The organism is Nocardioides sp. S5, from assembly GCF_017310035.1.
In the GTDB taxonomy this organism is placed as follows: domain Bacteria; phylum Actinomycetota; class Actinomycetes; order Propionibacteriales; family Nocardioidaceae; genus Nocardioides.
In genome coordinates, this window is sequence record NZ_CP022296.1 from 3,438,757 (window position 1) to 3,465,243 (window position 26,487).

General features: G+C 69.6%; 22 protein-coding genes and 2 pseudogenes. 3 read left to right on the plus strand and 21 right to left on the minus strand.

Translation table 11 applies throughout. From position 1 onward, the window contains the following. Positions 1–10: 10 nt before the first annotated feature. The 9 genes from CFI00_RS17050 to CFI00_RS17090 form a co-directional block, all read right to left on the minus strand. Positions 11–1,294: a M23 family metallopeptidase gene (locus tag CFI00_RS17050; RefSeq protein WP_207082248.1), complete on the minus strand. Its 1,284-nt coding sequence runs from the start codon at positions 1,292–1,294 to the stop codon at positions 11–13. A gap of 54 nt (positions 1,295–1,348) precedes the next feature. Continuing rightward, positions 1,349–2,260 carry a permease-like cell division protein FtsX gene (ftsX, locus tag CFI00_RS17055; protein ID WP_207082249.1) on the minus strand — a complete coding sequence of 304 codons (912 nt, stop codon included), beginning with the start codon at positions 2,258–2,260 and terminating at the stop codon, positions 1,349–1,351. Between the two features lie 62 nt (positions 2,261–2,322). Next, positions 2,323–3,012, minus strand: a complete 690-nt coding sequence (ftsE, locus tag CFI00_RS17060; protein ID WP_207082250.1) for a cell division ATP-binding protein FtsE — start codon at positions 3,010–3,012, stop codon at positions 2,323–2,325. 61 nt (positions 3,013–3,073) lie between these two features. After that, on the minus strand, positions 3,074–4,189 hold the full coding sequence (gene prfB / locus CFI00_RS17065; protein WP_207082251.1) for a peptide chain release factor 2: 1,116 nt from the start codon (positions 4,187–4,189) through the stop codon (positions 3,074–3,076). A 139-nt stretch (positions 4,190–4,328) separates the two neighbouring features. Beyond that, positions 4,329–5,108: a hypothetical protein gene (locus CFI00_RS17070; RefSeq protein WP_207082252.1), complete on the minus strand. Its 780-nt coding sequence runs from the start codon at positions 5,106–5,108 to the stop codon at positions 4,329–4,331. Between the two features lie 72 nt (positions 5,109–5,180). Then, positions 5,181–6,905 carry a malto-oligosyltrehalose trehalohydrolase gene (gene treZ, locus CFI00_RS17075; RefSeq protein WP_207082253.1) on the minus strand — a complete coding sequence of 575 codons (1,725 nt, stop codon included), beginning with the start codon at positions 6,903–6,905 and terminating at the stop codon, positions 5,181–5,183. A 5-nt stretch (positions 6,906–6,910) separates the two neighbouring features. After that, the gene (gene treY / locus CFI00_RS17080; protein WP_242532455.1) at positions 6,911–9,220 is read right to left on the minus strand and encodes a malto-oligosyltrehalose synthase; all 2,310 of its coding nucleotides are present in this window, start codon (positions 9,218–9,220) and stop codon (positions 6,911–6,913) included. After that, on the minus strand, positions 9,217–11,397 hold the full coding sequence (gene glgX, locus CFI00_RS17085; RefSeq protein ID WP_207082254.1) for a glycogen debranching protein GlgX: 2,181 nt from the start codon (positions 11,395–11,397) through the stop codon (positions 9,217–9,219). Before glgX ends, treY begins: the two co-directional genes overlap by 4 nt. 101 nt (positions 11,398–11,498) lie before the next feature. Then, a complete protein-coding gene (locus tag CFI00_RS17090; protein ID WP_207082255.1) occupies positions 11,499–12,521 on the minus strand; it encodes a carboxypeptidase-like regulatory domain-containing protein in 1,023 nt (340 codons plus the stop codon). A gap of 636 nt (positions 12,522–13,157) precedes the next feature. Between CFI00_RS17090 and CFI00_RS17095 the strand changes: the two genes are divergently transcribed. Next, entirely contained in the window at positions 13,158–14,564 is a 1,407-nt protein-coding gene (locus tag CFI00_RS17095; protein ID WP_207082256.1) for a matrixin family metalloprotease, read from the plus strand. A gap of 349 nt (positions 14,565–14,913) precedes the next feature. Here CFI00_RS17095 and CFI00_RS17100 read toward each other — a convergent pair whose 3' ends face one another. The 7 genes from CFI00_RS17100 to CFI00_RS17130 are packed head-to-tail and all read right to left on the minus strand — an operon-like array spanning position 14,914 to position 19,059. Next, complete coding sequence (locus CFI00_RS17100; RefSeq protein ID WP_207082257.1) at positions 14,914–15,363, minus strand: pilus assembly protein TadG-related protein; 450 nt, start codon at positions 15,361–15,363, stop codon at positions 14,914–14,916. Beyond that, positions 15,360–15,827, minus strand: a complete 468-nt coding sequence (locus tag CFI00_RS17105) for a hypothetical protein (protein WP_207082258.1) — start codon at positions 15,825–15,827, stop codon at positions 15,360–15,362. The genes CFI00_RS17100 and CFI00_RS17105 overlap by 4 nt, the downstream gene beginning before the upstream one ends. After that, positions 15,824–16,225: a TadE/TadG family type IV pilus assembly protein gene (locus tag CFI00_RS17110; protein ID WP_207082259.1), complete on the minus strand. Its 402-nt coding sequence runs from the start codon at positions 16,223–16,225 to the stop codon at positions 15,824–15,826. Before CFI00_RS17110 ends, CFI00_RS17105 begins: the two co-directional genes overlap by 4 nt. A 9-nt stretch (positions 16,226–16,234) precedes the next feature. Beyond that, positions 16,235–16,432, minus strand: a complete 198-nt coding sequence (locus tag CFI00_RS17115) for a hypothetical protein (RefSeq protein WP_207082260.1) — start codon at positions 16,430–16,432, stop codon at positions 16,235–16,237. 52 nt (positions 16,433–16,484) lie between these two features. After that, positions 16,485–17,426 (minus strand): type II secretion system F family protein, encoded by a 942-nt coding sequence (locus CFI00_RS17120; RefSeq protein WP_242532456.1) that lies wholly within the window; start codon positions 17,424–17,426, stop codon positions 16,485–16,487. Then, positions 17,423–18,277, minus strand: coding sequence for a type II secretion system F family protein (locus CFI00_RS17125; protein WP_207082261.1), 855 nt, complete (start codon positions 18,275–18,277; stop codon positions 17,423–17,425). Before CFI00_RS17125 ends, CFI00_RS17120 begins: the two co-directional genes overlap by 4 nt. After that, the gene (locus CFI00_RS17130) at positions 18,277–19,059 is read right to left on the minus strand and encodes a CpaF/VirB11 family protein (protein ID WP_242532457.1); all 783 of its coding nucleotides are present in this window, start codon (positions 19,057–19,059) and stop codon (positions 18,277–18,279) included. Before CFI00_RS17130 ends, CFI00_RS17125 begins: the two co-directional genes overlap by 1 nt. Positions 19,060–19,697: 638 nt before the next feature. Here CFI00_RS17130 and CFI00_RS17135 point away from each other — a divergent pair. Beyond that, positions 19,698–20,231 carry an RNA polymerase sigma factor gene (locus CFI00_RS17135; protein WP_207082262.1) on the plus strand — a complete coding sequence of 178 codons (534 nt, stop codon included), beginning with the start codon at positions 19,698–19,700 and terminating at the stop codon, positions 20,229–20,231. Beyond that, a complete protein-coding gene (locus tag CFI00_RS17140) occupies positions 20,195–21,448 on the plus strand; it encodes a TetR family transcriptional regulator (RefSeq protein WP_277988315.1) in 1,254 nt (417 codons plus the stop codon). The genes CFI00_RS17135 and CFI00_RS17140 overlap by 37 nt, the downstream gene beginning before the upstream one ends. Positions 21,449–21,966: 518 nt before the next feature. Here the strand turns inward: CFI00_RS17140 and istB are convergent. The 5 genes and pseudogenes from istB to CFI00_RS17170 form a co-directional block, all read right to left on the minus strand. Next, complete coding sequence (istB, locus tag CFI00_RS17150) at positions 21,967–22,770, minus strand: IS21-like element helper ATPase IstB (protein WP_207082265.1); 804 nt, start codon at positions 22,768–22,770, stop codon at positions 21,967–21,969. Then, on the minus strand, positions 22,767–23,633 hold the full coding sequence (locus CFI00_RS17155; protein ID WP_207082266.1) for a hypothetical protein: 867 nt from the start codon (positions 23,631–23,633) through the stop codon (positions 22,767–22,769). The genes istB and CFI00_RS17155 overlap by 4 nt, the downstream gene beginning before the upstream one ends. Positions 23,634–23,695: 62 nt before the next feature. Further along, a pseudogene (locus CFI00_RS17160) lies at positions 23,696–23,986 on the minus strand (integrase core domain-containing protein); the annotation flags it as partial. Positions 23,987–23,993: 7 nt separating this feature from the next. Next, positions 23,994–25,193: an IS30 family transposase gene (locus CFI00_RS17165; RefSeq protein WP_207082267.1), complete on the minus strand. Its 1,200-nt coding sequence runs from the start codon at positions 25,191–25,193 to the stop codon at positions 23,994–23,996. A 290-nt stretch (positions 25,194–25,483) separates the two neighbouring features. Next, positions 25,484–26,457: pseudogene (locus CFI00_RS17170) on the minus strand (IS3 family transposase); the annotation flags it as partial. Between the last annotated feature and the right edge of the window lie 30 nt (positions 26,458–26,487).

The window sequence follows — 26,487 nt, forward strand, 5'->3', positions numbered from 1 at the left end:
GTCCAGCGCCTTACAGCCAGTTCATCGGGTCGACGGCCCGGCCGTTGGCCATCACGGTGAAGTGCAGGTGGCAGCCCGTGGACCAGCCGGTGCTCCCCTCGAAGCCGATGACCTGTCCCTCGGCCACCCGGTCGCCCACGCCGACGTTGTAGCCGCTGGCGTGGTTGTAGATCGTGGCGATGCCGCGGCCGCCGAGGACGCCGTGGTCGATGATCAGCCGGTTGCCGTAGACGCCGCTGAAGTAGGACGACACCACCCTGCCGGGAGCGGCCGCGCGCAGCGGGGTCCCGCAGCCGCCACCGAAGTCGACGCCGTCGTGGAGGCCCCAGTAGCGGTAGATCGGGTGGGTGCGGTAGCCGAAGGGGGAGGTGACGTAGCCATCGACCGGGTAGGCCAGCAGACCGGGGCTCGGGGCGGCCGCCTGCGATCGCGCCTGTGACCGGGCCTTCGCTGCCTCTGCGCGCTGGCGGCGCAGGGCGGCGAGGGCCCGCTTGCGCAGCATCTCCTCGATCTGCTCCTGCTCCCGCTGCAGCTTGCGGAGCTTGGCCACGTCGGCCGCACGCGCCTCGCGGGCGCCGACCCGGGCGTCGCGACGCTCGACGACCATCGAGACGACGGAGTCCTTGGCCGACTGCTCCTCGGCCTCGAGCTGCTGCATGAGGAGGAGGTGCTCGGCGGCTGCCTCGCGCTTGGCGGCCACGTCGTCGCGCGCCTCGGTGACCTCCTGCTCGCGGACCTCGAGCAGCACCTCGGCGGCCGTGAGCTCGTCGTACGCCCGGGCCTCCTGCCCGACGATGACGTCGCGTACGCCGTCGCGGCGGGTGAGCTCCTCGGTCGTCTCGGCGTCGATGAGCGACGAGAAGGCGATCAGCTCGGGGTCGCCCTCGGAGTACATGTCGGCGATCGTCGCCGCGACGCGCTCGCGCTGCTCCTCACGGTCGACCTGGCCCTGCTCCAGCGCCTCCTCCGCGGACGCCAGCTCGGCCTCGGCAGTGGCGAGCTCGGCCTGCATCCGGGCGTCTCGCTCGCGGGCGACCTCGACCTTGCCCCGCGCCGTGGCCAGCTGGGTCTTGGCGTCGGCTAGCTGGGCCTGGGCGGCCTGGAGCCGGGCACTGGCGCGGCGCAGCTGCGAGCTCGACTCGCCGAGGTCGTCCTGGGCGCTCTCGAGCTGTCGCTCGACCTTGTCCTGCTTGTCCTTGAGGTCGTCGGCGTGCGCGGCGGAGACGCCCAGGGCCATGACGGCGACAAGTGCTGCGGCCGTGCGGCGATGAGCGGTACGGGGGAAGGAACGCACCGGAGGAGCCTTTGTGTTCGGGGAAGGGAACACCCCGACGCTAACCCCCGCGGATCACACTTTGAGGTATTTGCGCGTCAACACGAGTGTCGGGAGCAGCGTGAGCAGCGGGCCGAGGATCGCGACCGACCCGGCGGCCAGCCAGAACTCGTCCCAGCCGATCCACGGGACGAACTTCAGCCGGTTCGCGGAGAGCTCGTCGATGCCGAAGTACATGAAGCCCCAGAGCGCGCCGCCGGCCAGCACGACGCCGATCAGGGCGGTCACCAGTGCCTCGAGGAGGAAGGGCAGCGCGATGTAGAGCGTCGAGGCGCCCACCAGCCGCATGATGCCGATCTCCTTGCGCCTGGCGAAGGCCGCGAGCCTGATCGTGTTGGCCACCAGGAGCAGGGCGGCGAACACCAGGAAGGCGGCGGTGCCGAGCGCGACCCACTGGAGCATGTTGATCGACTCCAGGATCGGAGCCACCTGCTCGCGCATGTCGCGCACCTTGGAGACGCCGTCGAGGCCCTGCACGGCACTGGTGATGCCTTCGTACTCGTCGGGGTCCTGCAGCGTGATCCACAACGTCTGCGGCATGTCCTCGGCGGTGATCGCGGGGTTCTCACCGGTGAACAGCTCGTCACCGTAGAGCTCGCGGGCCTTGCCGAGCGCCTGCTCGCTGGACTCGAAGTGGTAGTCCGCGACCTCCGGGTTGTCCTCGACGACGGCGGCGATCTCGGTCTTCTGCGCGTCGGTGACCGCGTTGGGGCACACCGCGCTGCTGTCGTTGACCCGGCACAGGTAGACCGTGATCTGGAGCTGGTTGCCCCAGTGGTCGGCGGCCTTGGACGCCTGCTGGTTGAACAGGACGCCGACGCCGACGAGCGTGAGCGAGACGAAGAGGGTCAGCACCACGGCGAGGTGCATGGACACGTTGCGCCGCAGGCCCTGGCCGAGCTCGGAGGAGACGTAGCGAAGCTGCATGGAGGGGAGGCTCTCGATCTGTTGCGTCGAAGATCTGGGGGTTGTCAGCGCACGCGAGCGCGTCAGGTCTGGTGGCCGTAGACGCCCTGCGCCTGGTCGCGCACGACGTGGCCGTTCTCGAGCTCGATGACGCGCTTGCGCATCTGGTCGACGACGCCGGAGTCGTGGGTCGCCATGACGACGGTCGTGCCGGTGCGGTTGATGCGGTCGAGGAGCTTCATGATCCCGACCGACGTGGTCGGGTCCAGGTTTCCGGTCGGCTCGTCGGCGATGAGGATCATCGGTCGGTTGACGAAGGCACGGGCCACGGCCACGCGCTGCTGCTCGCCACCGGAGAGCTCGTCGGGCATCCGGTCGCCCTTGCCGCTGAGGCCGACCAGCTCGAGCGTCTCGGGGACCAGGTCCTTGATCTCCTTGCGCGACTTGCCGATCACCTGGAGCGCGAAGGCGACGTTCTCGGTGACGGTCTTGTTGGGCAGCAGCCGGAAGTCCTGGAAGACGGTGCCGATGTCGCGGCGCAGCCGCGGGACCTTCCAGCTGGCCAGCCGGTTGATCTCCTTGCCCGCGACGTAGACCCGGCCCGAGGTGGGGCGGTACTCCCGGAGCACCAGCCGCAGGAAGGTCGACTTGCCGGAGCCCGAGGACCCGACGAGGAAGACGAACTCCCCCTTCTCCACGTCGACCGAGATGTTGTCGAGGGCGGGGTGGGGGTGGCCGGGGTAGGCCTTGGTGACCTTCTCGAAGCGAATCACGGCGTCGAGGCTACGTCAGTGGTGGACGCAGGCCCGAAACGCGCCCGCGGCGCTGCCGCACTCAGGCGTCGACCTTGTCCGCCCCGCGCCGCCAACGGATGCCGGCCTCCATGAAGTCGTCGAGGTCGCCGTCGAAGACGGCGCTGGGGTTGCCCGACTCGTGGCCCGTCCGGAGGTCCTTGACGACCTGGTAGGGGTTGAGGACGTAGTTGCGCATCTGGTCGCCCCAGCTGGCCTGGACGTCGCCCTTGAGGTCCTTCTTGAGCGCGGCCTCCTCGGCCTTCTTGCGGGCGAGGAGCTTGGCCTTGAGCACGACCATCGCGGAGGCCTTGTTCTGCAGCTGCGACTTCTCGTTCTGGCAGGACACGACGATGCCGGTGGGGATGTGCGTCAGTCGGACCGCGGAGTCGGTCGTGTTGACCGACTGGCCGCCGGGACCGCCCGAGCGGAAGACGTCGGTGCGGATCTCGTTCTCGTCGACCTCGATCTCGTCGGTCTGCTCGAGCATGGGCACCACCTCGACGGCAGCGAAGGAGGTCTGGCGGCGGCCCTGGTTGTCGAAGGGGCTGATCCGCACCAGGCGGTGGGTGCCGGCCTCGACCGAGAGCGTGCCGTAGGCGTAGGGCGCGTGGATGGCGAACTCGGCGGACTTGATGCCCGCCTCCTCGGCGTAGGACACCTCGTAGACCTCGACGCCGTACTTGTGCTGCTCGGCCCAGCGCGTGTACATCCGCATCAGCATCTCGGCGAAGTCGGCGGCGTCGACGCCACCGGCGCCCGAGCGGATCGTCACGATCGCCTCGCGCTCGTCGTACTCCCCCGACAGCAGGGTGCGGATCTCGAGGGACTCCACCGACTTCTTGATCCGGTTGAGCTCACGCTCGGAGTCGGCGAGCGAGTCGGCGTCGCCCTCCTCCTGGGCCATCTCGACCATCAGGCCGAGGTCCTCGATGCGGGTCTCGAGACCGGTGAAGCGGTCGAGCTCGCCCTGGAGCGCGGACAGGCGGCCCGTGATGCGGGTCGCGCTCGCGACGTCGTCCCAGAGGTCCGGTGCGGCGACCTGCTCGCTGAGGTCGGCGATCTCCCCGCGCATCCGGTCGATGTTCAGCACCGAGCCGATGGTCTTCATCGTCGCCTGGAGCTGCTTGATCTCTGCTTCGTAGTCGATGCCTGCCACAAGAGCCAAGCCTACGGGCAAACCCGTGCGCGCTGCTGATCGGTGGTCCGGGCTCGGCGGACGGGACGTGCAACGGCGGACGCCGCCGGGGCCTGTGATTCCCGGTGGCGCCCGCCGCTGGGGACCGTGCTGCTCCCGGTCAGCGGGTGCAGAGGACCTCCGGGGTGGCGACGGCGGCCGTCGCGGCCGGGGTCGCGCTGGTGATGGCGTCGACCTTGAGGCGGAAGATGCCGGCGAGGTCGAGGGTCTCGTCGGCCACGAGGGTGCCGATCGCGAGCGCGTGGCTGGCCAGGACGGCACCGTCGCCGGCGACGGTCACCGAGCCGGTGGCGCCCGACGCGGACTCGTCGGTCAGGGCGTACGACGCGCGCATCTCGATGCACTTGCGGCCCAGGGTGTACTCCACCGAGGACGGCGTGCCGGCGGTGGTGGTGGCGAGGCTCGAGCCGTAGTACTCGGCGCCGATGTTGACGCCGGCGGGGCCGGCGAAGTTGGTCGCGGGTCCGGCGTCGCGGCCGACGAGCTTCTCCCACTTGTAGACCTCGACGGGCATCGACTTGCTGATGCCCTTCTGCACGCCGTTGCTGGCCGCCTTGACCACGCGGTACTCGCGCGACCCGGGCGTGGTCGGCTTGTCCTTCAGGACGTAGGTGCCGTTGCCCTTGACCTTGGCACTCGCGGTGACCTTCCAGGACTTCTTGTTGCCCACGCGCTGCTGGAGGACGACCTTCTGGCCGGCGGCCTTCGGGGTCACGCGGCCACGGATCTTGACCGTGTCCTCCTTGACGATGGCGATCTCGGTGTTGGCCTTCGCGGTGACCTTGTACTTCGCGGGCGCCGCCTGGGCGGCGGGAGCGGTCAGGGCGAGCGAGCCGGCGGCGAGTGCCACGGTGGCGGCGAGTGCGGTGATGCGGTTCATGACGTTCCCCGTCGTGTGGGGCCCGGGTGCGGGCCGTTCACGAGGGAGACGCCGGATACCCGGACAAAGTTGTCAGACCCCCAGCAGCGCACCCGCGTGGGAAGGCACCGACAGCACCCCGTCGCGTACGACGACTCCTGCAGGGGTCTCGAAGAGCACCTCGCGGTCCCCGACCTCCACCTCGGTCGCCACCTCCCCGGTGTTGACCACGACGAGCAGGTCGCCGCGCCGCATGGTGAACAGCCGCCCGTCCACGGTGCACGACACGGCACCGAAGTCCGGGTCGGTGAGCTGGGGCAGCTCGCGTCGCAGCCGGCCGAGGCGGCGGTAGCAGTCGAGGACCACCGCGTGGCGGCCGCCGGCCCGCTCGTCCCAGTCGAGGCGCGAGCGATGGAAGGTCTCGGGGTCCTGGGGGTCGAGCACCTCGTCGGGGTCCCATCCCATCTGCTCGAACTCCGCGATCCGGCCGTCCGCCGTCGCCCTGCCGAGCTCCGGCTCGGGGTGGGAGGTGAAGAAGGCGAAGGGCGAGGACGCCGCCCACTCCTCCCCCATGAAGAGCATCGGGGTGAACGGACCGGCCAGCGTCAGCAGCGCCGCGCAGGCGACCTGGTCGTCGTCGAGGTGCTCGGCCGGGCGGTCGCCGCGCGCACGGTTGCCGACCTGGTCGTGGTTCTGGTTGGCGACCACGAGGCGCCACGTGGGCATGTGCGCGGTGTCGACCGGCCGGCCGTGGTCGCGGTCGCGGAAGGAGGAGAAGGTCCCGTCGTGGAAGAAGCCCTTCTCGCACACCTTGGCCAGCGCCTCGAGCGGCTCGAAGTCGGCGTAGTAGCCGGTGGTCTCGCCGGTCAGCGCGACGTGGACGGCGTGGTGGAAGTCGTCGCTCCACTGCGCGTCGAGGCCCCGGCCGCCGGCCTCGCGCGGGGTGACGAGGGTGGTGTCGTTGAGGTCGGACTCGGCGATGAGCGTCAGCGGCCGGCGCAGGTGCGCGGACAGCGCGGCGGTCTCGATCGCCATCTCCTCGAGGAGGTGCACCTCGGAGGTGTCGCTCAGCGCGTGCACCGCGTCGAGGCGGAGCGCGTCGACGTGGAAGTCCTCGAACCACATCCGCACGTTGTCGAGGATGTAGCGCCGCACCTCGGCCGAGCCCTCGCCGTCCAGGTTGACCAGGTCGCCCCACGTGTTGCGCCCGGCCTTGAGGTAGGGCCCGAAGAGCGGGAGGTAGTTGCCCGAAGGACCGAGGTGGTTGTGCACCACGTCCTGCACGACGCCCAGCCCGCGGGCGTGGCACGCGTCGACGAAGCGGCGGTAGGCGTCCGGCCCGCCGTAGGACTCGGCGACCGCGAACCAGGCGACGCCGTCGTAGCCCCAGTTGTGGGTGCCGTTGAACGCGTTGACCGGCATCACCTCGACGAGGTCCACACCGAGGTCGACGAGGTGGTCGAGCCGCTCGACCGCGGAGTCGAGCGTGCCGCCGGGGGTAAACGTGCCCACGTGCAGCTCGTAGATCACCGACCCGGCGAGCTGGCGCCCGGTCCAGGAGGCGTCGGCCCACTCGTACGCCGTCGCGTCGCGCCGCGACAGCCCGTGCACGCCGTCGGGCTGGCGGCGCGAGCGCGGGTCGGGCCGCGGGTCCGGGTCGTCGTCGAGGAGGTAGCCGTAGTCGACCGCCCCGTCCGGCACCGGGCCGGCCGGCGACCACCAGTCGTCGTCGCCGCGCGTCATCGCGACGACCTCGCCGGCCACGTGCAGGCGGACGCGCTCGGGCCGCGGGGCCCAGACGTCGTACGGACCGCGCATGCGGATCAGTCCTTCCTCACCAGCAGGGCGACGGGGTGCACCGCCAGCAGGTCGGCCAGCCGGCCGTCGGTGTCGAGCCCGGTGAGCACGTCGTGCCACGTCCCGGGCGGGAGGTCGAGCGTGGTGTCGCCCCAGCCGCCGGCGGCCTCGAGGCCGACGGGGAGCCGGGTGACGACCGCGATCGCACCGCCGCGGTCGTACGCCACCGCGTGGCCCGCCGCGGAGCCGGTCGCGCCGACCGGGGTGTAGCCGGTGAACAGCTCGGGCCGCTCGCGGCGCAGGGTGAGCGCCGAGCAGGTGACGTGCAGCTTGGTCGCGGCGTCGTCCTCGGCCGTGCCGGCGAGCACCGCGGCGCGGTGCTCGAAGTCGACCGGGCGGCGGTTGTCGGGGTCGACCAGCGAGGTCTCCCACAGCTCGCTGCCCTGGTAGACGTCGGGCACGCCCGGCATCGTCAGGGCGAGCAGCTTGGCTGCCAGCGAGTTGGCCTGCGCGGGGGCGTCGATGCGGGCCGCGAGCTCGGTCAGCACCGCGCGGACCTCGTCGGAGGCGAAGACCGCGTCGACCGCGGCGTGCACCGCAGCCTCGTACGCCTCGTCGGGCTCGGTCCACGTGGTGTGGTCGCCGGCCTCGCGCATCGCCTTCTCGGCGTAGCCGTGGAGTCGCTCGGGAAGATCGGGGAGGTGGTCGGGGGTCCACGCGCCGAGCACGGCCTGCCACAGCAGCGAGCCGAACGCCGGGTCGGAGACGGGCGCGAGGCGCAGCAGCTCGTCGAGCGCCTGCTCCCAGTGGCCGGGCTCCTCGGCCAGCACGGTGATGCGGGCGCGGACGTCCTCGCCGCGCTTGGTGTCGTGGGTCGACAGGGTGGTCATCGAGACCGGCCAGTCGCGCTGGCGGGAGGCCATCGCGTCGTGGAAGGCCTCAACGTCGACGGAGAAGACCGACGGGTCGGCGCCGACCTCGTTGAGCGAGGTGAGGCGCGACCAGCGGTAGAACGAGCAGTCCTCGACGCCCTTGGCCATCACCATGCCGGAGGTCTGCTGGAAGCGGCGGGCCGGCTGGCCCCACTCGTCGTTCATCACCGGCTCGAGGACGTCGTAGGTCTCCGCGAGGTCGGGCCGCTCGGCGCGAGCGGCAGCGAAGGCCTCGTCGAGGTGGTGGCGGCCCTCGGGGAGGTAGGAGCGGTAGACGGGGAAGCACGCGAGGAGCTCACCGATCGCGTCGGCGACGGCGTCCTCGTCGGCGCTCTCGTCCCGGGCCTCGAGGTAGGTGCCCACCTCGCGGGTGATCCGCAGGACCTCCGAGTGCAGGATCCCGTCGGCGACGGCGCGCTTGTTGTCATGGACCATCCGCGCCCAGTCGACGGGGGCCCCGCGCAGCCGGTCCTCGAGCGCCGTCAGGGGCGCCTTGCCGGCGGGGTCGGTGAGCACGCGGTCGACGAGCGCGAGCGCGTCGTAGCCGGTGGTGCCGGCGGTCGCCCACTCGGACGGCAGCTCCTCCCCCGGCTCGAGGATCTTCTCGACCAGGACGTAGGCGCCGCCGGTCAGGGCAGCGAGGTCGTCGAGGTAGCGCTTCGGGTCGCGCAGGCCGTCGGGGTGGTCGACGCGGAGGCCGTCGACGAGCCCCTCGTCGAACCAGCGCTTGATCTCCACGTGGGTCTCGGCGAAGACCTCGGGGTCCTCGACGCGCACGGCGGCGAGGGTGTTGACCGCGAAGAAGCGGCGGTAGTTGAGGTCCTCGTCGGCCGCGCGCCAGTTGACCAGCTCGTAGTGCTGCTCCTCCAGCGTCGTGGTGCCGGGCGCGAGCGGGAAGCGCTGGTCGTGGTAGCGGACCTCGCCCCCACCCTTGGCCGAGGGCACGATCTTGATGGCGTCCTCGTCGTCGTCACCGATGACGGGGATCACGATGCGACCGTCACCTGCGGCCCAGTCGACGTCGAAGGCGTTGGCGTGCTCGGAGGCACGGCCCAGGCGCAGCACGTCCCACCACCACGGGTCCTCGCTCGGCGTGGCCACACCGACGTGGTTGGGCACGATGTCGACCAGGATCCCCATGCCGAGGCGGCGTGCCTCGGCGGAGACCGCGGCCAGGCCGGCCTCGCCGCCGCGCTCCTCGTCGATGTGGTCGAAGGCGACCACGTCGTAGCCGTGGGTGCTTCCCGGCTCGGACGCCAGGATCGGCGAGAGGTAGACCCAGTCCACGCCGAGGTCGTGGAGGTAGGGCAGCACCCGCGCCGCGGCGTGGAGGTCGAAGTCGGGGCTGACCTGGAGCCGGTAGGTGCTGTGGGGCGTACGCATCGCGCGGGCGGGATCGGTCACGGAGCGTCCGTACCCGACCGGGCGGCCAGCGATGCGGCGACCGAGTGGTCCGGGCTGGCCTCGGGCTCGGAGTGCTCGCGGAGCACGACGAGGCTGTGGGTGCCGAGCGCGACCGTGCCGCCGGCCTCCAGCGTCGCCTCGGAGTCGGCGTCACCGCCGGTGTCGATCACGACGTCCCACGCGGCGGCGTACTCCTCGGTCGGCAGCGTCACCTGCGCGTCCCCGTCGGCGTTGAAGTAGAGCAGGAAGTGGTCGTCGGTGATGGCGCCGCCGCGGGCGTCCTTGCCGGCGATGCCGTTGCCGTTGAGGTACATGCCGATCGCCTTGCCGCCCTCCCAGTCCTGGTCCTCCATCGGCTCGCCGTCGAGGTCGAGCCACACGATGTCGTTGAGGCGCTCGCCGTCACCGGTGCGCACCGTGGTGCCGGTGAAGAAGCGCTTGCGGTGGAAGGTCGGGTGCTCCGCGCGCAGCTTGGCGACCGCGGCGGTGAACTCGATGAGCGGCTTGTCGGCGTCGTCCCAGTGGACCCAGCTGATCTCGCTGTCCTGGGCGTAGGTGTTGTTGTTGCCGTCCTGGGTGCGGCTGAGCTCGTCGCCGTGGAGCAGCATCGGCACGCCCTGGCTGAGCAGCAGGGTGGCGATGAAGTTGCGCTGCTCCCGGGCCCGCGCCCCGAGGATCTCGGCGTCGTCGGTCGGGCCCTCGACGCCGTGGTTCCACGAGCGGTTGTGGCTCTCGCCGTCGTTGTTGTCCTCGCCGTTGGCGTCGTTGTGCTTCTCGTTGTAGGACACCAGGTCGCGCAGCGTGAAGCCGTCGTGGGCGGTGACGAAGTTGATGCTCGCGAAGGGGCGCCGGCCGGAGTGCTCGTAGAGGTCGGAGGACCCCGACAGGCGCGAGGCGAAGTCGCCCAGCGAGGGCTCGCCGCGCCAGAAGTCGCGCACGGTGTCGCGGTAGGCGCCGTTCCACTCGGTCCACTGGGGCGGGAACCCGCCGACCTGGTAGCCGCCGGGGCCGATGTCCCACGGCTCGGCGATCAGCTTCACCTGGCTGACGACCGGGTCCTGCTGCACCATCTCGAAGAAGGTGGAGAGCTTGTCGACGTCGTAGAACTCGCGGGCCAGGGTCGCGGCGAGGTCGAAGCGGAAGCCGTCGACGTGCATCTCGGTGACCCAGTAGCGCAGGGAGTCCATGATCAGCTGCACCGAGTGCGGGTGGCGCACGTTGAGGGTGTTGCCGGTGCCGGTGTAGTCCATGTAGTAGCGCTGGTCGTCCTCGACGAGGCGGTAGTAGGCCGCGTTGTCGATGCCCTTGAAGCTCAGCGTGGGGCCTAGGTGGTTGCCCTCGGCGGTGTGGTTGTAGACCACGTCGAGGATGACCTCGATGCCCGCCGCGTGCATGGCCTTGACCATCGCCTTGAACTCCTGGACCTGCTGGCCCTGCTGGCTCGAGGCGTAGTCGGCGTGCGGGGCGAAGAAGCCGAGGGTGTTGTAGCCCCAGTAGTTGCGCAGGCCCTGGTCGAGCAGGGTGGAGTCCTGGACGAACTGGTGCACCGGCATGAGCTCGATGGCGGTGACGCCGAGCTTGGCGAGGTGGCCGGTGATCGCGGGGTGCGCCAGACCGGCGTACGTCCCGCGCTGCTCCTCGGGCACGTCGGGGTGCAGCTGGGTCAGGCCCTTGACGTGCGCCTCGTAGATGAAGGACTCGTTGTAGGGGATGGCGAGGCGGCGGTCGCCCTCCCAGTCGAAGAACGGGTTGATGACCACGCCGTGGGTCATGTGCGCCGCGGAGTCGTCGTCGTTCCTGCTGTCCTCGTCGCCGAAGTTGTAGGCGAACAGCGACTGGTCCCAGTCGATCTCGCCGGCCGTGGCCTTGGCGTAGGGGTCGAGGAGCAGCTTGCTGGGGTTGCAGCGCAGCCCCTGCGTCGGGTCCCACGGGCCGTGGACGCGGTAGCCGTAGCGCTGGCCGGGCTGCACGGTGGGGATGTAGCAGTGCCAGACGTAGGCGTCGACCTCGGTGACCTCGAGCTTCGTCTCCACGAAGCGGCCGGGGTTGTCCGGGTCGGGGTCGAACAGGCACAGCTCGACGCGCTCGGCGACCTCGCTGAAGAGCGCGAAGTTCGTGCCGCTGCCGTCGAAGGTGGCACCCAGGGGGTAGGCGTTGCCGGGCCAGGTCTCGGTCATGGCACGACGCTACCGGCGACCGGCGTGGATTCCGCCAGCGTCCATCCACCGGGGTGAGGGCCGGTGACGACCGTCACCAGCCTCCGCCGGGTCCCACCGGGTCAGCGGCGGACCTTGGCCGTCCGGGCAGTGCGGACAGTGAGGGACTGGTACGACGGCGCCGAGGCAGTGACCCGCACGGTCATCCGCTTGCCGAGGTGCTTCCTCGTCAGCGTGAGTCGCGGCCGGTCCGCGCGCTTGATGAGCCGGCCGCTGGCGTACCAGGCGTAGTCGAGCCGGCTCGGGGCCGGTGTCCAGATTCCCTTCGTCACCCGGATGGTCCGGCCGACGCGCAGGATGCCTCTGATGAGCGGGAGCCGGTGGTTGACGACCGCCGCGACCGGAGGTGCCGGCGGTTCGGTGACGACGCCGCCCAGGAGCGCGCCGATCCCCGTGACGTGGTCACCGCTGGCGACGACGATCGAGGTCGCGCTCGTGATGTCGCCCTGGTCGTTCCAGGTCTCCGTGGCCCCGGACGCCGGGTCCCGGAACGACAGCGCGTACGTGGCGGCCGGCAGCGCGGGGATCACGTAGCGCCCGTCACTGTCCGTGGTGTGCTCCTCCATCCAGGCATAGGACCGCGGGGCGTACTGCCACCACACGGAGACCGTCCCTTGGTCGACCGGAGTGCCGGCTCCGACGGTGAGCCGTCCCGAGATGCTGCCGCCCGGCTCGAGCTCGGTGTCGGGCAGCGTGTTCACCTCGCCCTCGGCCACCGGGACCCAGGTCGCGAAGGTGCCCGCGACGACGTTGCGGTGCCACTCGGTGGCGTACGCGGCGTCCTGGTCGCTGAACCGGACCTTGTAGTAGGCGTCCGGGTCGATCCCGTCCACCTGGTAGGCACCGTCGGCCCCAGTGACGTCCTGCCCGACCACGATCTCCCCGTAGCCCACGTTGTCCCAGACGGTGACCTCGATGCCCTCGAAGGGCGCCCCGATGTCATCCCTGACCACCCCGGCGATGCTGCCCGGAGGAAGGCCGGAGGCGGTGGGCGCAGGAGCCAGCACGCCCAGCACGAGTACTGCTCCGGCGAGTGCTGCGGTCAGGCCCGCGGTGGGCCGGGCTGGCAGGCGTAGGGATCCCATGGCGGTCTTCCTCACTGTCCGTGTGGTTCCAGCCTCGCCGCGGCCCGCATCAGGTGGAAGGAGCGAACGTCGCGTCCGGCAGGGCACAAGGACCCCCCGTGCTGGGCTCACGACTACCTGAGCATCGGTGCCTTGTTCATCTTCCTGGGCGTCTTCGCGCAAGCAGTTCTGGCGACCGTCTACGCCGCCACCTGGAACGGCAGACCACTGGAGGTGAGGGACCGACCTTGCCGCGAGAATGAAGGGCAGCTGTGGAGTCGCTCGGCGTCCTCAGACTGGCGCAGATCATGGATCTTGGTGTCCGTCTTGCGCCCTGGCCAGAGGTCGCTGGGTGGCCCGAAGCCTCGACGGCTTCACCCTTGGGGCGCATCAGCAACGACACGGGTCATTTTCGGCCGGCTCGATGAGTCACGAGCAGGCAGCCCTTTTGACCCATTGGTCCCAGAAGCGGGGTACAGCCCGTCATGTTCGCGAGAGCATTCGCACGATCCCGCACAGCGACCGGCGAAGACTGCCAGTCTTGGCTCTCGACGTAGCTCCATGCGTCGTGAGGCGGAACAAGCCCCGGGGCTCATGGTGTCCGCAACCCTGCTGTCCGCGTCCCGACGATGCTCGCACAAGGAGTCACGCTCCCCCATGCCCCGCCGACCCGCCGTCTTCGGCACCGTTGCCGCAGCCCTCCTCGTCCCGCTCGCCACGATCTCGTCGGCACAGGCCGACGTCATCAACGGCTGCGACGTCCACGATGACAACACTTCCCCCGCCTGCCTGGCCTTCAACACCGACGGCTACCCCTGGCTCGACCCGGAGGTGGAGTTCACGTGGCCGAGCGGCCCGTTCCACTACGGGCAGACCGTCACCGTCACCGCGACGGGTGCCGACCTGCTGCGTCCCGTCACGGTCCCCATCACCCGCTACACCGACGATGGCGACAACGAGGTCCAGGTCGCATCGCTCACCGTCGGGCCCGGCTCGCTGGCCGCTTCGACCACCTTCGTCCTCGACGGCGTCGGCGACCTCGACTACTCGGTCTGGGTCGACGACTACGACGCCGTGGGCCTCTACGTCTCCGACGACTTCAGCGCCTTCGTCCCGGCTGTCGCGTCCTCCCTGACCTCCGACCTGCCTCCGGGCCGCGTCGTGAAGGTCGGCGCGAAGGCGACCCCGGCCACCGGCACCGTGACCGGAGGGCCCCGGCCCGTGCACCTCCAGGTGCGCGCCAAGGACGGCGCCTGGGTCACGGTCGCGGAGACCACCTCGGCCGCCAACGGCGGCTACACCCTGGCCGTCCCCACGTTCTGGGTCGGCAACCACACCTACCGCGCCCACGCCCCCGCGCACGGGTCCTCGGCCGCCGTCGACGGCACCAGGACCAGCAGCCTGAAGGTCACGCGCACCTACAAGCCGACGGGAACCAAGGCGCACAACTTCCTGTTCGGCCGCGGCCCCCGCTGGAACGCTTGCACGCCCATCCGCTACGGCTTCAACACGTCCCGGATGCCGAAGTGGGCCCGATCCGAGGTCCGCTACGCGCTGCGCGAGGTCTCCGCCGCCACCGGCCTGCGGTTCGCCGACACCGGGTCCACCACCACCCACGTCCCCTGGGCGCGCAAGGAGACCGACTTCCCAGAGACCCTCGACCTCGTCTTCGCGTTCTCGACCCCGAAACAGGTCCCGGGCCTCACAGGATCCACCATCGGTCTCGGCGGCGCGGCGTACTCCGGCAGCGTCGCCTTCGAGGGTGGCGTCACCCTCGACGTGGCCCAGAAGGCGTCCAGGAAGGTCTGGCGCGAGGTCGTGCTCCACGAGATCGGCCACGTCATCGGGCTCGGCCACGTCGGCGACAAGCGTCAGGTCATGGCCTCTGGAGCGATCGGCAAGACCCGCTACCAGAAGGGCGACCTGGTCGGACTCGCCGCGCTCGGCGCCGGAGCAGGCGCCTGCACCGGCGATCCCGACCTGTGGGGCCGCGCCTCCACCCGCACCGCCCCCGACCACCGCCGCAGCACGACCGCCGAGGTCCGCCGGGTGGTGCTCCCGTAATGCACCCAGCGGTGCGTCAAGGGAGTGTTCGACGCGGACGGCGAGGCGGACCGCACAGCCCGTTCTAGACCGTTTGCTCGTGACCAACCCTGAGGCCGGTACAGGTCGTGGCAGAGTCCAGCCCAGGACCCGGGAGCGCTCGCGGTTGAGCGCGTAGCTCAGGACCAGGTCGATGGCGTGCGCGGAGCACCCCTCTTCCAACAGCACCCGGCGGGCTTGGGTGGGCGTGCGGAAAGATGGTCGTCCACACCCCGGCCGTCGCCCTCCCTGCGTCCCTCGCCTGCTTCATACGTTCCTGCACTCATCAGTGCGGGTTCGCATGACGCAGGATGACCGGATCACCAGCACCTCACCCGCCCGGCACCACGGTCACCGCGGCCGTGCTGCTGGCCCCGATCCGCGGGCTGGCAGGCGAGCCCGGGATCCGCAGCGGCAGGTCGAGCGGCGCCCGCAGGAGCACCGTGACCGAGCGACCGGCCGGGTCGACCCGCACGGCCACGTCGATGCCGGGGTACTTCGCCCCCGCCTCGGCTCGGCCGAGGTAGTCGCGGACGGCCGCCTCGACCGCAGCCTCCTGCTGGAGCAGACGCTGCCCGTCGAGGCCCTGCTCGTAGATGCCGGCCGACCCGAGGTCCGCGCCGTAGAGGGCGGCCCCGTCGGCGAGGTTGTCGAGCCCCTGCCGCTGGAGGTACGCCGCCGAGGCGTCCACGACGACCACGATGGCCATCACCAGGATGCCGGCGAAGCCGAGGATCAGCATCGTGACCTGACCGGCCTCGTCGCGCGCCCTCCCCTTCACGGGCCGAGCTCCTCGTCGTCGTCCGGCGCGCTCACCACGTACTGGCCGATGGGCACCGTGTGCGTGGCGTCGAGAGAGAAGCTGGGTGCGCCCTCCGCGTCGAAGATCGCCGGGAAGAACGGGAGGTCCACACCGGAGTCGACCCGCACGGTGATGACCGCCGTGCCGGCGTGGCAGCTCCCGGTCGGCGACTCGCACGTGACCTGGACGCGAGCCCGCTGGCCGGGAGCGCCCTGGTCGGCAAGGACCTGCTGCACCACCGCCTCGGCCCGCGCCTGGCCGGTCGCGTCGTCGGGCGCGAGGGCGTACGCCCGTCCGGCCGCACGCGCGGCCGCGGTCGTGGCGAACGCGCCCTGCTGCACCTCGAAGACCGACAGGATGATCCACATCAGCGGGACGATCAGGATGATCGCGAGCCAGCTGAACTCGACGAGCGCGGAGCCGGAGTCGTCGCGGCGCCTCACGGCTGCACCGCGGCCTGCTCGGCGATGGCGTGGCCCTCGACGCGGACACGGATCCCGGCTTCCCCCAGTCCGAGGACGGCGACCTTCGCCTCGATGACCGCCTCGTAGCCCGGGGCGCCACCGACCAGGGCAGGTCGCACACTGACCGAGCGGGAGAACTCCTCGGAGAGCGCGCCGTCGACCAGCTCCTGCACCTTGGCCGCGCCGGCGGGCGCCGACGACCCCGCGACTGCTGCGTGGCGCGCCCCCTCGGCCGCAGCCGAGGCGAGGGTGTTGCGCACGTGCAGCACCAGCGCGAGCTGGAGGATGCCGAGGACCAGCGGCAGCAGGACCAGCAGGACGAGGACGAAGTCCACGACCGCCGCCCCGCGCTCCCCGGTCCGGGCGCGAGCCGACACGGGTCCGGCCTAGCCCTGCACCATCGAGAAGGCCTGGCGCAGCAGCCGCATGAGCTCGTCACTCACGAACGGCGTCAGCGCGGCGACCACGATGGCGGTCATCAGGGTGACCATCACCCAGCCGGGGACGTCGCCCCGGTCGTCGCGTGGTCGGTCGGGCGCCGGGAGGGCGATCTGGAGGAGGAGTCCCGAGATGAAGTGGTGCATGTCGTGTCCTTCCGTGGTGCGACAGGTCGGCGGTGAAGAAGAGTCGGCGGGGTCAGGGCGTGGTGAGGCGCAGGCCCAGCACGCCGGGGTAGAAGGCGAACAGGATGGTCACCGGGAGCACGAAGAAGACGACGGGCGCCATCATCGCGATCTCCTTGCGCGCGGCGGTCTCGATCAGCAGTCGGCGTCCGGCCTCGCGTACGTCGGCGGCCTGGGCGTGCAGCACGTCGGCCAGTGGTGTGCCGCGCTCCATCGCGACAGTGATGCCGGTGGCGAAGCGCGCCACGATCGGCAGACCTGTGGAGCGAGCGAGGGACTCGAAGGCCTGGCCGACCGGCTCACCGGTGCGGATCCGCGCCAGCACCTGGGCCAGATCCTCCGACAGCGCGCCGTGGCTGCGGCGTACGACCCGGTCGAGCGCGGCGACCGGGCTCTCGCCCGCCGCGACCGAGAGCGCAAGCAGCTCGGCGACGGTGGGGAACTCGGTGAGCACCTGGCGCTCGCGGTTCTTCACCTGGGTGCTGAGCCGGTTGTCGCGCAGGAAGACACCGCAGACGAAGCCGAGGAGGCAGAACACCACCGCGGACCCGACGCCGCCGACACCTCCCAGAGCCCGGAGCAGCGCGATCGCGGCGGCTGCGCCGAAGCCGACCAGACCCCACACCACCTGCTCGATGCGGAAGTCCTGCACGGTCCGGTCGAGCCCGGCGCGCTGCAGGCGACGGCGTACGGAACTGCTGCCACCGAGGACGCGCTCGACGAGGTCGGCGGCCGAACGCAGCACGGGTCCGAAGATCCCGGCGGCGGCCGATGTCGGGCTGCTGGGCGCTGGGTGGAGCGCCCGCGGCTGGTCGCGGAGCGGGACGTCACGGAGGTAGGGCATAACCCGCACGTCGAGCTGCGGACGGCGCAGCACCATCACCCGGAGCACGACCATGAGCAGGCCGACCGCGGCGACGCCGCCGAGCGCTCCGCCCCAGATCGCGGTGCTCACGACAGGATCCGCTTCTCGACCGGGAGCCGGCCGATGCGCATCATCGCGGTGTAGGCGAGCACGCAGACCCCTGCTCCGATCCCGAGGACGATCACGCCGCCGGGCGACGCGTACTGCCGGATGGCCGTGGTCTGGAACGACATCAGCAGCAGCACGATCCAGGGCGCCGAGACCGCGAGGCGGGCGCCGTTGACCGTCCACGCCTGACGCGACTCGAGCTCCGAGCGCGTGCGGGCGTCGTCGCGCAGGAAGCCCGAGAGGTTGCGCAGCAGGCGGCCGAGGTCGCCGCCACCCACCTCGCGGGCGAGCCGCAGGCCCTCGATCACCCTGTCCCCGACGGGGTCGGCGAGGCGGTCCTTGAGCCGGTCGAGGCACTCGCCGAAGCGGCCGGTGACCTGGTAGTCGAGGGCGAAGCGGGCGAAGTCGGCGCGCAGCGCCTCGGGGCCGGTGGTGCCGAGCGCGGCGACGGCGTCGGGCAGGGACAGCCCCGCGCGTACGGCGCTGGCGAGGTTGTCGACCGCCTCGGGCCACACCTCGGCGAAGTCGCGCAGTCGCCGGGCAGCCCGCTGGCGCAGGACCGCGATCGGCAGGTAGGCCGCCATCGCGGCGAAGACGACGGCCACCGGAGCGGTGCGGGAGACGGCCTGCACCAGCACGAAGGCGACCACGAAGAGGACGGCGCACAGCGACAGCACGCTCGCGGAGGTGACGTCTCCCAGACCCGCCCGGCCGAGCAGCCTCCCCAGCGCCGTCGACGTGGGCGTCGGGGTGCGCGGCTGGCGCGGCAGCGCGAAGGCCGACCAGACCAGCAGCAGCCCCACGCCCACGCCGAGTCCGACCAGCGCGCCCATCAGTGCTCCCCGGCCGTGCTCGTCAGGACCTGGTGGATGTCGATGCCCACGCGCTCGTAGCGCTCGACCTTCGGGGGCACTCCCCCGGTGCGACGCAGCTCAGCGCCGTCGCGCACGAAGACCGGCTCCACCTCGATGACGTCCGCCTCGACGCGGCCCGGGACGGCCACGACCTCGTTGACACGGCGTACGCCGTCGGCGCCGAGACCGAGGTGGACGACGAGGTCCACCGAGCTCGCCACCGTCGGCACGACAAAGCGCGCCGAGATGTTGTCGCCGGCGAGCAGCGGCAGCGTGCACATCTTCACCAGCGCCTCGCGCGCACTGTTGGCGTGGAGGGTGCACATGCCCGGCAGCCCGGAGTTGAGCGCCAGCAGGAGGTCGAGGCACTCCGCGGCACGCACCTCCCCGACCAGGATCCGGCTCGGCCGCATCCGGAGCGCCTCCTTGACCAGGTCGCGCAGCACGATCGCGCCGGTCTGCTCGAGGCCTGCCTGGCGGGTCTGCATGGCGACCCAGTCGGGGTGGTTGAAGCGGAGCTCGAAGACCTCCTCGGCACTGATGACCCGCTCGCCGCCCGGCACGGCCGCGGCGAGGCAGTTGAGCATCGTGGTCTTGCCGGCCTGGGTGCCTCCGGCGACGAGGATGTTCATCCCCGCCCGCACCGACGCCTCGAGGAACGCCGCCGCCTGCGGCGTGAGGCTGCCCAGCGCCACGAGATCGGACAGGCGGTGCGCGCGGAGGAGGAACTTGCGGATGTTGACCGCAGTGAGTAAAACCACGCAGGTTGACCTGCAAAGATGTGACGGGGCGATCTAAAAGGCCCTCGGGGTGGGAGGCGCCCGCAAGGTCAGCTATGTACTGTGCCAAGCCGTGATGATCTCTTGGCACTTTTTCTCTTGATACTCGTCCTCTGGGAGGTGAAGGCGCGGTGCCCTTGAGCCAGGCACGGACGATTCCTGGTCCTCGAACGTGAGTGTGCCGCCGTACTGCTCCAACTGATGGAGCAAGGGCGCCAACCCGCGGTTACAGTTAGGCTCCGGTTCGAACTTCTCGATCACCATGGTCGTGGTCTCTCGTTCAGACGACAGGAAATCCCGAGAGTTTGTGCGGCCCCGTCGAGGGGTTGGGGGGAATATCTCGTCGAGGCCGCACGGCACACGACAAGCCCTAACCGACCTAAGGGGGGCGTCGTCCGGCACAGACTGCAGCTGCCAATCTTTGACGCTAGCGGCTACTGCTCGGTCACATAACGTGACCTAGATCACACTGGAGCGCGTAGTTGATTACGACTCAGTTCACCAGCACAGGATTCCTGCGCCAAGGTCGGCTCGCGTTGAGCGACGTCCGCTCTGCAGACCGCCCAGGTGGGCTCGATGCTCATCTTCGCCGAGTCCGTTGTGCAGCCATAGGAGAGTCAGTGACGACCGCAACACAATCGATCACGGCGGCGGACCACGCGTGGTTCTCCGGCGAGGTCCGCGCGCTGCTGCCGTCGCTGTACGGCGCGGCGGTGCGCCTGTGCCACGACCGTTGCAATGCTGAAGACTTGGTCGCCGAGGCGCTGGCGAAGGCTTGGCAGAAGTTGCCGACGCTGGCTGACCGGCAGGCCTTCCCCGCATGGCTGTTGCGCATTCTCACCCATATGATTCAGCACCGCGCGGCGAAGTCGCGCCCCGAGGTGGAGAGCCTGAGAGGAGACGCCGGTGACTTCTCCCTGTTCGAGCGGCTCCATCAGCCGATCCTGCTGTGGTGGGGAAACCCTGAGCAGGTCATCTCGGCGATGTCGACCAGGATGACGACGGTCCGGAACGGCTCGGCGAGCGCATCGATGGCTGCTGCGAGGTCGCGGCGGAGCAGACCGTCGAGAAACTCCTATGCCGAGGTGGCTCATGCGACCCCGGTATACTCTTGCACGTGGCAAGTAGGTACGTCCGCGGGGCGACGGGGTTGACTGGGGCGCGGCCGACCAAAGGGTTTCGCCGCTCGTTGATCTTGCGCCAGGCCGCAGTGTTGTTCGCTCGGCAAGGCTTTCCAAGCACGACGATGGATGAGATCGCTGACGCATCTCACATCACAAAACGCACCTTGTACCGCTACGTCACTTCAAAAGACCAATTGCTGTTCGATATTCATGACACGTTCGCGAGCGAGTCGCTGGTCGCTGGAATCAGTTCGGACATGGATCCTGTCGACGCATTCATAGCGCTGGTTCGTCGCCACGTCGAGATTGTCACGGAGCATCAGACGGAGATTGGTGTCTTCTTTGAAGAGCGTAAGCACCTCAGCCAAGAGCGTCAGCGGTTGGTGGAACTTCGACGAGACGCATATGAGCGGTACGCCGTCGCGCTCATCGAACAGGGGGCTGGTCGCGATGTCTTCCTCGACCTAAACCCGAGGCTTGTTGCGCAATTGGTTCTCGGTGCCCTGACTGAGATGTATCACTGGTACCGGCCTCAGGGCGATTCGACACCGATGGAGTTCGCGGACCGCTATATCGATCTGTTTCTTCGTGGCATCGCCCGCGAGCGTCGCCTAGATGTCCCCAGTCTGCCGGCCGGCCCCCTTCCTGTAAGATTGGATGAGGCCGATATGAGTCCTGGAGAGCGGGTACGGAGGGCGGCCATTCAGGAGTTCGCAAGGCGAGGGTTTCACGCGACCTCGATGCAGGATCTCGCCCGGGCCGCCGGCGCCACTAAGAGTGCTGTTATGTATCACACGGGGTCCAAACAACGTCTCCTTGAGGAAATTCACCGAGAGACCTTCTCTGCAGCGATCGCGGCGCTCCGAAGCGTATCGGGGTGCCCCGGCGTATCGCCGTCTGATGAGTTGTTCGGGCTGGTCGCTGCCCATCTCCGGTTTACGGCCGATCGCCTCGACGGCGTGGCCGTCGTCAACCAGAACATGAGGTATCTCGATGGCCCGGCCTACCACCGAGTAGACGAACTTCAGAGCGAATGGAAGTCGTACTTCGAGGCCGCGATCATGAGGGGTATTGAGGTTGGTTCCTACCGAAACGTCGAGCCTGATTTCGCGACTCGTACAGTTGTAGGCATGCTGAATTCCGTAGCGCTGTGGTACAAACCGGGGGGCTCCCTTACCCCCGATGACTTGGCACGGGTGAGCACTCTTCTACTGCTGCATGGCCTCGACGTCAGGCCTGAATCCTGACCATATTGAGGAATGCTTCGGGGCGGAATCCACCGGTCAAAGCAACGCTGAGTGTGAGGCGGTGTTGTGAGTGTCGAAGGTGTTTGCCTACGAGGTCTATGAGGAGTTCTTCGAACTGGTCTGCGGCGGGGTGCCGGTGTCTCGTGCGGCGCGGTTGCTCGGCGTGTCGGATGACGCGGCAACCAGGTGTGGCGACGCTCGGGCCTCATGAGTCCTGTGATCCAGTTTGGCGCGACCGGAGGCCTGCCCGGCAGCGCTGCGCCGACGGTGCCCGGCGTTGTCGGCCCCGACGAGCCCGCACGGCAACTACGGCCCTTGACCGGTGAGGATCGCTCAGCGATCGCAGTCGGTCTGATGTGTGGCTGCTCCTATGCCCAGATCGGGTCGATGATCGGGCGCGACAAGTCGATGGTGTGCCGTGAGGTCGCCCGCAACCGCGGACCTGACTGTCGCTTGCCACGGTGATGGGACCACCTCGTTGCCATGAGCATGGGACCACCCGAAGGTGTGGGTGAGCATCACAGGGCCTCGCTTCCTGGGTCAATGTCGGCGCGCTGGTTGAGTCGGTCTCGTTGCCGGTAGGAGGGGCCTTCGATGACCAGGGTGTGCGCGCCTGAGGTGAGTCGGTCGATCGCGGACTGGGCGAGCAGCGCGTCGCTCATCATGGCCAGCCACTCGGCGGGGTCCCGGTTCGAGGTCACGATGGTGCTCGCGCGGCGGTGGCGTTCGACGATGATCTCGTAGAAGTCGTTGGTCTCGGTGGCCTCGAGCCGTCGTAGCGCGAAGTCGTCGATGATCAGCACGTCGACGCGGGCGAGCTTGCGGATCTCGGCCTCGAGGGTGTTGTCGAGTCGGGCGGCGCGGAGCCGGGTGAACAGCTTGTCGGCGCGGGCGAAGTGGACGCTGAGCCGGCGTCGGATAGCGGTGTGGCCGAGCGCTGATGCGAGGTGGGTCTTCCCGACGCCGACCGGGCCGAGGATCAGGGCGCCGTGGCCGGCCTCGGTGAACCGCAGGCTGGTCAGGTCCGACAGCAGGGTCCGGTCGTAGGAGAGGTCGTCGAGCTCGTCCCAGGCTTCCAGCCGCATCGTGGGGTCCAGCCCGGCGGTGCGGGCGCGCAGCATCGCCGAGCGGGACTCCCGGCGAGTGATCTCGTCGGCCAGCACCAGCTCGAGGAACGCGGCATGGCCCATCTTGCGTTGCTTGGCCAGCGCGAGCCGCTCGGGCAGGGTGTCCTTCAGACCGCCGAGCTTGAGCGCCTTCAGTGTCCGCATCAGGTCGGTCCCGACCGGATCGACCGGCCCGACCTTGGTCGTTGTGCTCATCGGGTGGGCTCCAGGTCTGTGCCATCCCCGGCGACCCGGCCGCCGGGGATGAGGGTGAGCCGGACGCTGCCGCGACCGGAGTACTCCTTGGGGTCGCGAGCGAACCGGCCGCCCTGGGCGTTGTGGCCGGAGCCGGCTGCGGCAGGCAGCACCGGCTGTTCGCGCTCGGTGGCCTTCTCGAGCATCGAGGCGATCTTCGACACGCTGACCACGTCGAGGTCCAGCGCTCGTGCGCAGGCGTTCTCGACCGGCTCTGGGCCGTAGCGGCGGACCAGACCTTGTAGCCGGTACACGCTGCGCATCCTCGTCCAGGGCAGCGGATCGTCGAGCAGCCGCTCGGCATAGATCCCGATGTTCTCCCCGTGCCCGGCGCACACGCCGATCAGCTTGGTGAGGTCTCGCAGCGCGTAGCCGGTCTTCTCCTCGGGCAGGTCCTCACGGTCCGTGGACCGTCCGCCGGGCGGCTGCCGTGGGTGGGTCTTGACCAGCCGGCCCGGTCCCACCTGGCCGGTCCGGCCGGTGGTGTAGAGCTTGACCAGCTCGCTGTCGGCGCGAGCGTCCAGCTGGCGGCCCAGGTATGGCTCGGGCACCGAGTAGAGCGCCTTGGCGACCTCGACGTGGAAGTCGCGGTGCACCTTGACCCGCTTGAACACCGGCACGTCATAGGGCTCCGGGGCCGGCAACAGGCAGCTCGCTTCGAGCTCGGCGAACGCCTCGGCCGGTCGGGCCTGGGTGGTGCCGTGGATCCGCATCCCGGCCCGCTGCGCACACCATGCCTCGACGCGAGCCTGCGCATCGGCGAGGTCGGTGAAGGACTCCCCGGCCCAGAAGTTGCCGCGCACGTACTGCACCACCCGCTCCACCCGCGGCTTGTCCTGCGGCGAGCGGATGGGCCCTGCCCCCGGATCTTGGACACAGGGTGTGATTACGCAGCGGGTTGCAGCGTAGCGGCGTAGTTGGACTCGTAGGTGGACGGGGACAGGTAGCGGCACCAGGAATGGCGTCGGCGGGTGTTGTAGCGCACGAGCCACTTGAAGACCTGCCGGCGACACGTCGCCTCGTCGCTCCAGCAGGCGGCGTCTTGGAGGATCTCGCGCTTCATCGTGGCGTTGAACGACTCCGCCAACGCGTTGTCGGCCGAGGAGCCGACCGCACCCATCGACTGGGTGACGCCGAGCCTCTTGCAGAGCTTGGCGTAGTCCTTCGAGCAGTAGACCTTGGGTTCAACCAGTCGATGCAACACTGGGTTGTTGAAGCGAGCGTAGTTGCTCATCGAACACCTCGGCAGGTGTCTTCCACCCAAGGATCTTGCGGGGCCGGTTGTTGAGCGCGTGAGCGACGGCCTCGAGGTCCTCGGCGGACCAACGCGACAGGTCCGTGCCTTTGGGGAAGTACTGGCGCAGCAGGCCGTTGGTGTTCTCGTTGCTCGGCCGCTGCCACGGCGAGTGGGGGTCGGCGAAGAACACCTTCGTGCCGGTCTCCAACGCGAACTGCGCGTGACCCGAGAGCTCCTTGCCGCGATCCCAGGTCAGGGTCTTGCGCAGCTGCTCGGGCAGCTTGGTGATCGACGCACTCAGCGCCGCGTTCATCGCGACGGCCCCGTAGCCGCCGAGCGATGGACCGTTCTTCACGTAGGGCTTCTCGCCCCAGCCCTCCATGCGTGGCAGGTGGACCAGGATCGTTGAGCGGCTGCTGCGCTCAACGATCGTCCCGATCGCCGACCGGCCAGTGCCGATGATCAGGTCGCCCTCCCAGTGACCCGGGACGGCGCGGTCTTCGGCTTCAGCGGGGCGCTCGCTGAGAACCACATCGGCCGTGACATGCCCACCGGGCTTGTTCTGCGATCGGGCCCTCGGCTGCCGTAGCGCACGTCCGGTGCGCAGACACGTGACCAGCTCGCGCTTGAGCGCACCACGCCCCTCAATGAACAGCGACTGGTAGATCGCCTCGTGGCTGATGCGCATGGACTCATCATCGGGGAAGTCGACCTTCAACCGCTGTGCGATCTGCTCCGGGCTCCAGGCCAGCGACCAACGCCGGTCGGCACGGTGCGGCTTGTTCAGCCCCTTCCAGGGGGCCGGTGTGGGGCCAGTGACGATCGTGCCGTCGGGCCGGCGAACGTTGCCGGCGAGCCGATCTTGGACGTACTCCCGCAGTTTCGGGTTCTCGAGCAGCTTCGCGGTCTTGGGGCGCTTGGCCGCCTGCTGTGCCTTCCACTGCGCCACGGTGGCCCGGTACTCCTGCTTCCCCCCACGAGTCGCAGCGTTGCGGCGCAACTCGCGTGAGACCGTTCCGGGATCACGCCCGATCGCGCGGGCGATCTCGCGAACGCCCTTGTCCTGGGCGTGCAGGATGGCGATCTCCTCACGTTCCTCGAAGCTCAGATAGCGGCCGGTGGGCTCGGCCAGCGAAATGGGCGGCATGCCGCCAGCGTGGCGAAACCAGCGGGTCCCAACCGGCACTGACACACCGACCGCCAGCGCCGCTTCTGCCGACGTGATGCCCGTGGCGATCAGCCGCCAGAACTGCCGTTGCACCGCTCGGGACGGGTCAGGACGCCCGGGCGAGCGCATCGCTGGCCGCAACGCCCGGTCAGCACGCCACTGCCGGCGAAGCTCCTCTGGCGCGTCGCTGGTCTTCTTGCTCCAGTCCGCTGTCGCCATGCTCGAACACCTCCGAACTCAAGGTGTTGCGACGACCGGTTGATTTCGCCGACCGACCCGTGGTCGCTGTGGAAGATCGCGCCCTTGAGGGTGCCGCGGGTTCCGGCAGCAGCCTTCAAGGCGTCCTCGACGAGCTCGGTGCGCATGTGGTCGGCGACGGCCCAGCCGGCGAGGCGACGTGAGTAGCAGTCGATGACGGTCGCCAGGTACAGGTTCGTCCCGTCGGCCAACGGCAGGTAGGTGATGTCCCCGACGTAGCGTTCGTTCGGGGCTTCGGCGGTGAAGTCCCGGTTGAGCAGGTCGGGGTACTTCTGCCCCGATGGCTCGGGGATCGTGGTCCGCACTCGACGCTTCTTCACATAGCCACGGATGCCCTCAAGGCGCATCACCCGGGCGACGCGCTTGTGGTTCACGCGGTCGCCGGCAGGTGCGCCGTCGTTGAGCTCAGCGGTGATCCGTGGCGCACCCTGGGTGCTGTCCTCGGCATGCACCGCTCTGATCCGTTCCGCGAGCTCGGCATCGGCTCGGGTGCGCTCCTCGCGTGCTGGGGCCGCCTTGAGCCAGGCGTAGTAGGACGAGCGCTCGATCTCGACGAGCTCGCACAGTCGCTTCACCTCGAAGGTGGTGGAGTTGTCGGCGACGAACTGGAAGCGACTCACCAGCGCGTCTCCCCGGCGAAATATTTGGCCGCCCGTTGGAGGATCTCGCGCTCGGTGGTGAGCTTGGTTGTCTCGACCTCGAGCTCGTTCACCCGGGCCTGAAGCCGGGCGATCTTCTGTTCCGGTGTCTCCTCGGGCGCCGCCGACGGGCTCCTGGACGAGCTCTTGGACTGCAGTGGGCTGGAGGTCAGCGTCCCGTCAGCGGCGGTCTTCTTGCCGGTCCCGTAGGCCTCGAGCCAGTGCCGCAGCGTGCCGCGCACGATGCCGAGGTCATCGGTGATGCCGCGGACCGTGGCGCCCGGGGTGGACTCGTACAAGTCGACGGCCTGACGACGGAACTCCTCGGAGTAGTTCTTCCTGGCCATGATTCTCGGATCATCTCGCTTCCCCAGCAC

Excerpts from the sequence above, each read along its gene's own strand:
- ftsX (WP_207082249.1), bottom strand. The coding sequence starts at position 2,260 with ATGCAGCTTCGCTACGTCTCCTCCGAGCTCGGCCAGGGCCTGCGGCGC.
- treZ (WP_207082253.1), bottom strand. The coding sequence starts at position 6,905 with ATGCGCGGTCCGTACGACGTCTGGGCCCCGCGGCCCGAGCGCGTCCGC.
- CFI00_RS17070 (WP_207082252.1), bottom strand. The coding sequence starts at position 5,108 with ATGAACCGCATCACCGCACTCGCCGCCACCGTGGCACTCGCCGCCGGC.
- CFI00_RS17165 (WP_207082267.1), bottom strand. The coding sequence starts at position 25,193 with ATGCCGCCCATTTCGCTGGCCGAGCCCACCGGCCGCTATCTGAGCTTC.
- istB (WP_207082265.1), bottom strand. The coding sequence starts at position 22,770 with ATGAGCACAACGACCAAGGTCGGGCCGGTCGATCCGGTCGGGACCGAC.
- glgX (WP_207082254.1), bottom strand. The coding sequence starts at position 11,397 with ATGACCGAGACCTGGCCCGGCAACGCCTACCCCCTGGGTGCCACCTTC.
- CFI00_RS17095 (WP_207082256.1), top strand. The coding sequence starts at position 13,158 with ATGCCCCGCCGACCCGCCGTCTTCGGCACCGTTGCCGCAGCCCTCCTC.
- CFI00_RS17090 (WP_207082255.1), bottom strand. The coding sequence starts at position 12,521 with ATGGGATCCCTACGCCTGCCAGCCCGGCCCACCGCGGGCCTGACCGCA.
- CFI00_RS17115 (WP_207082260.1), bottom strand. The coding sequence starts at position 16,432 with ATGCACCACTTCATCTCGGGACTCCTCCTCCAGATCGCCCTCCCGGCG.
- CFI00_RS17125 (WP_207082261.1), bottom strand. The coding sequence starts at position 18,277 with ATGGGCGCGCTGGTCGGACTCGGCGTGGGCGTGGGGCTGCTGCTGGTC.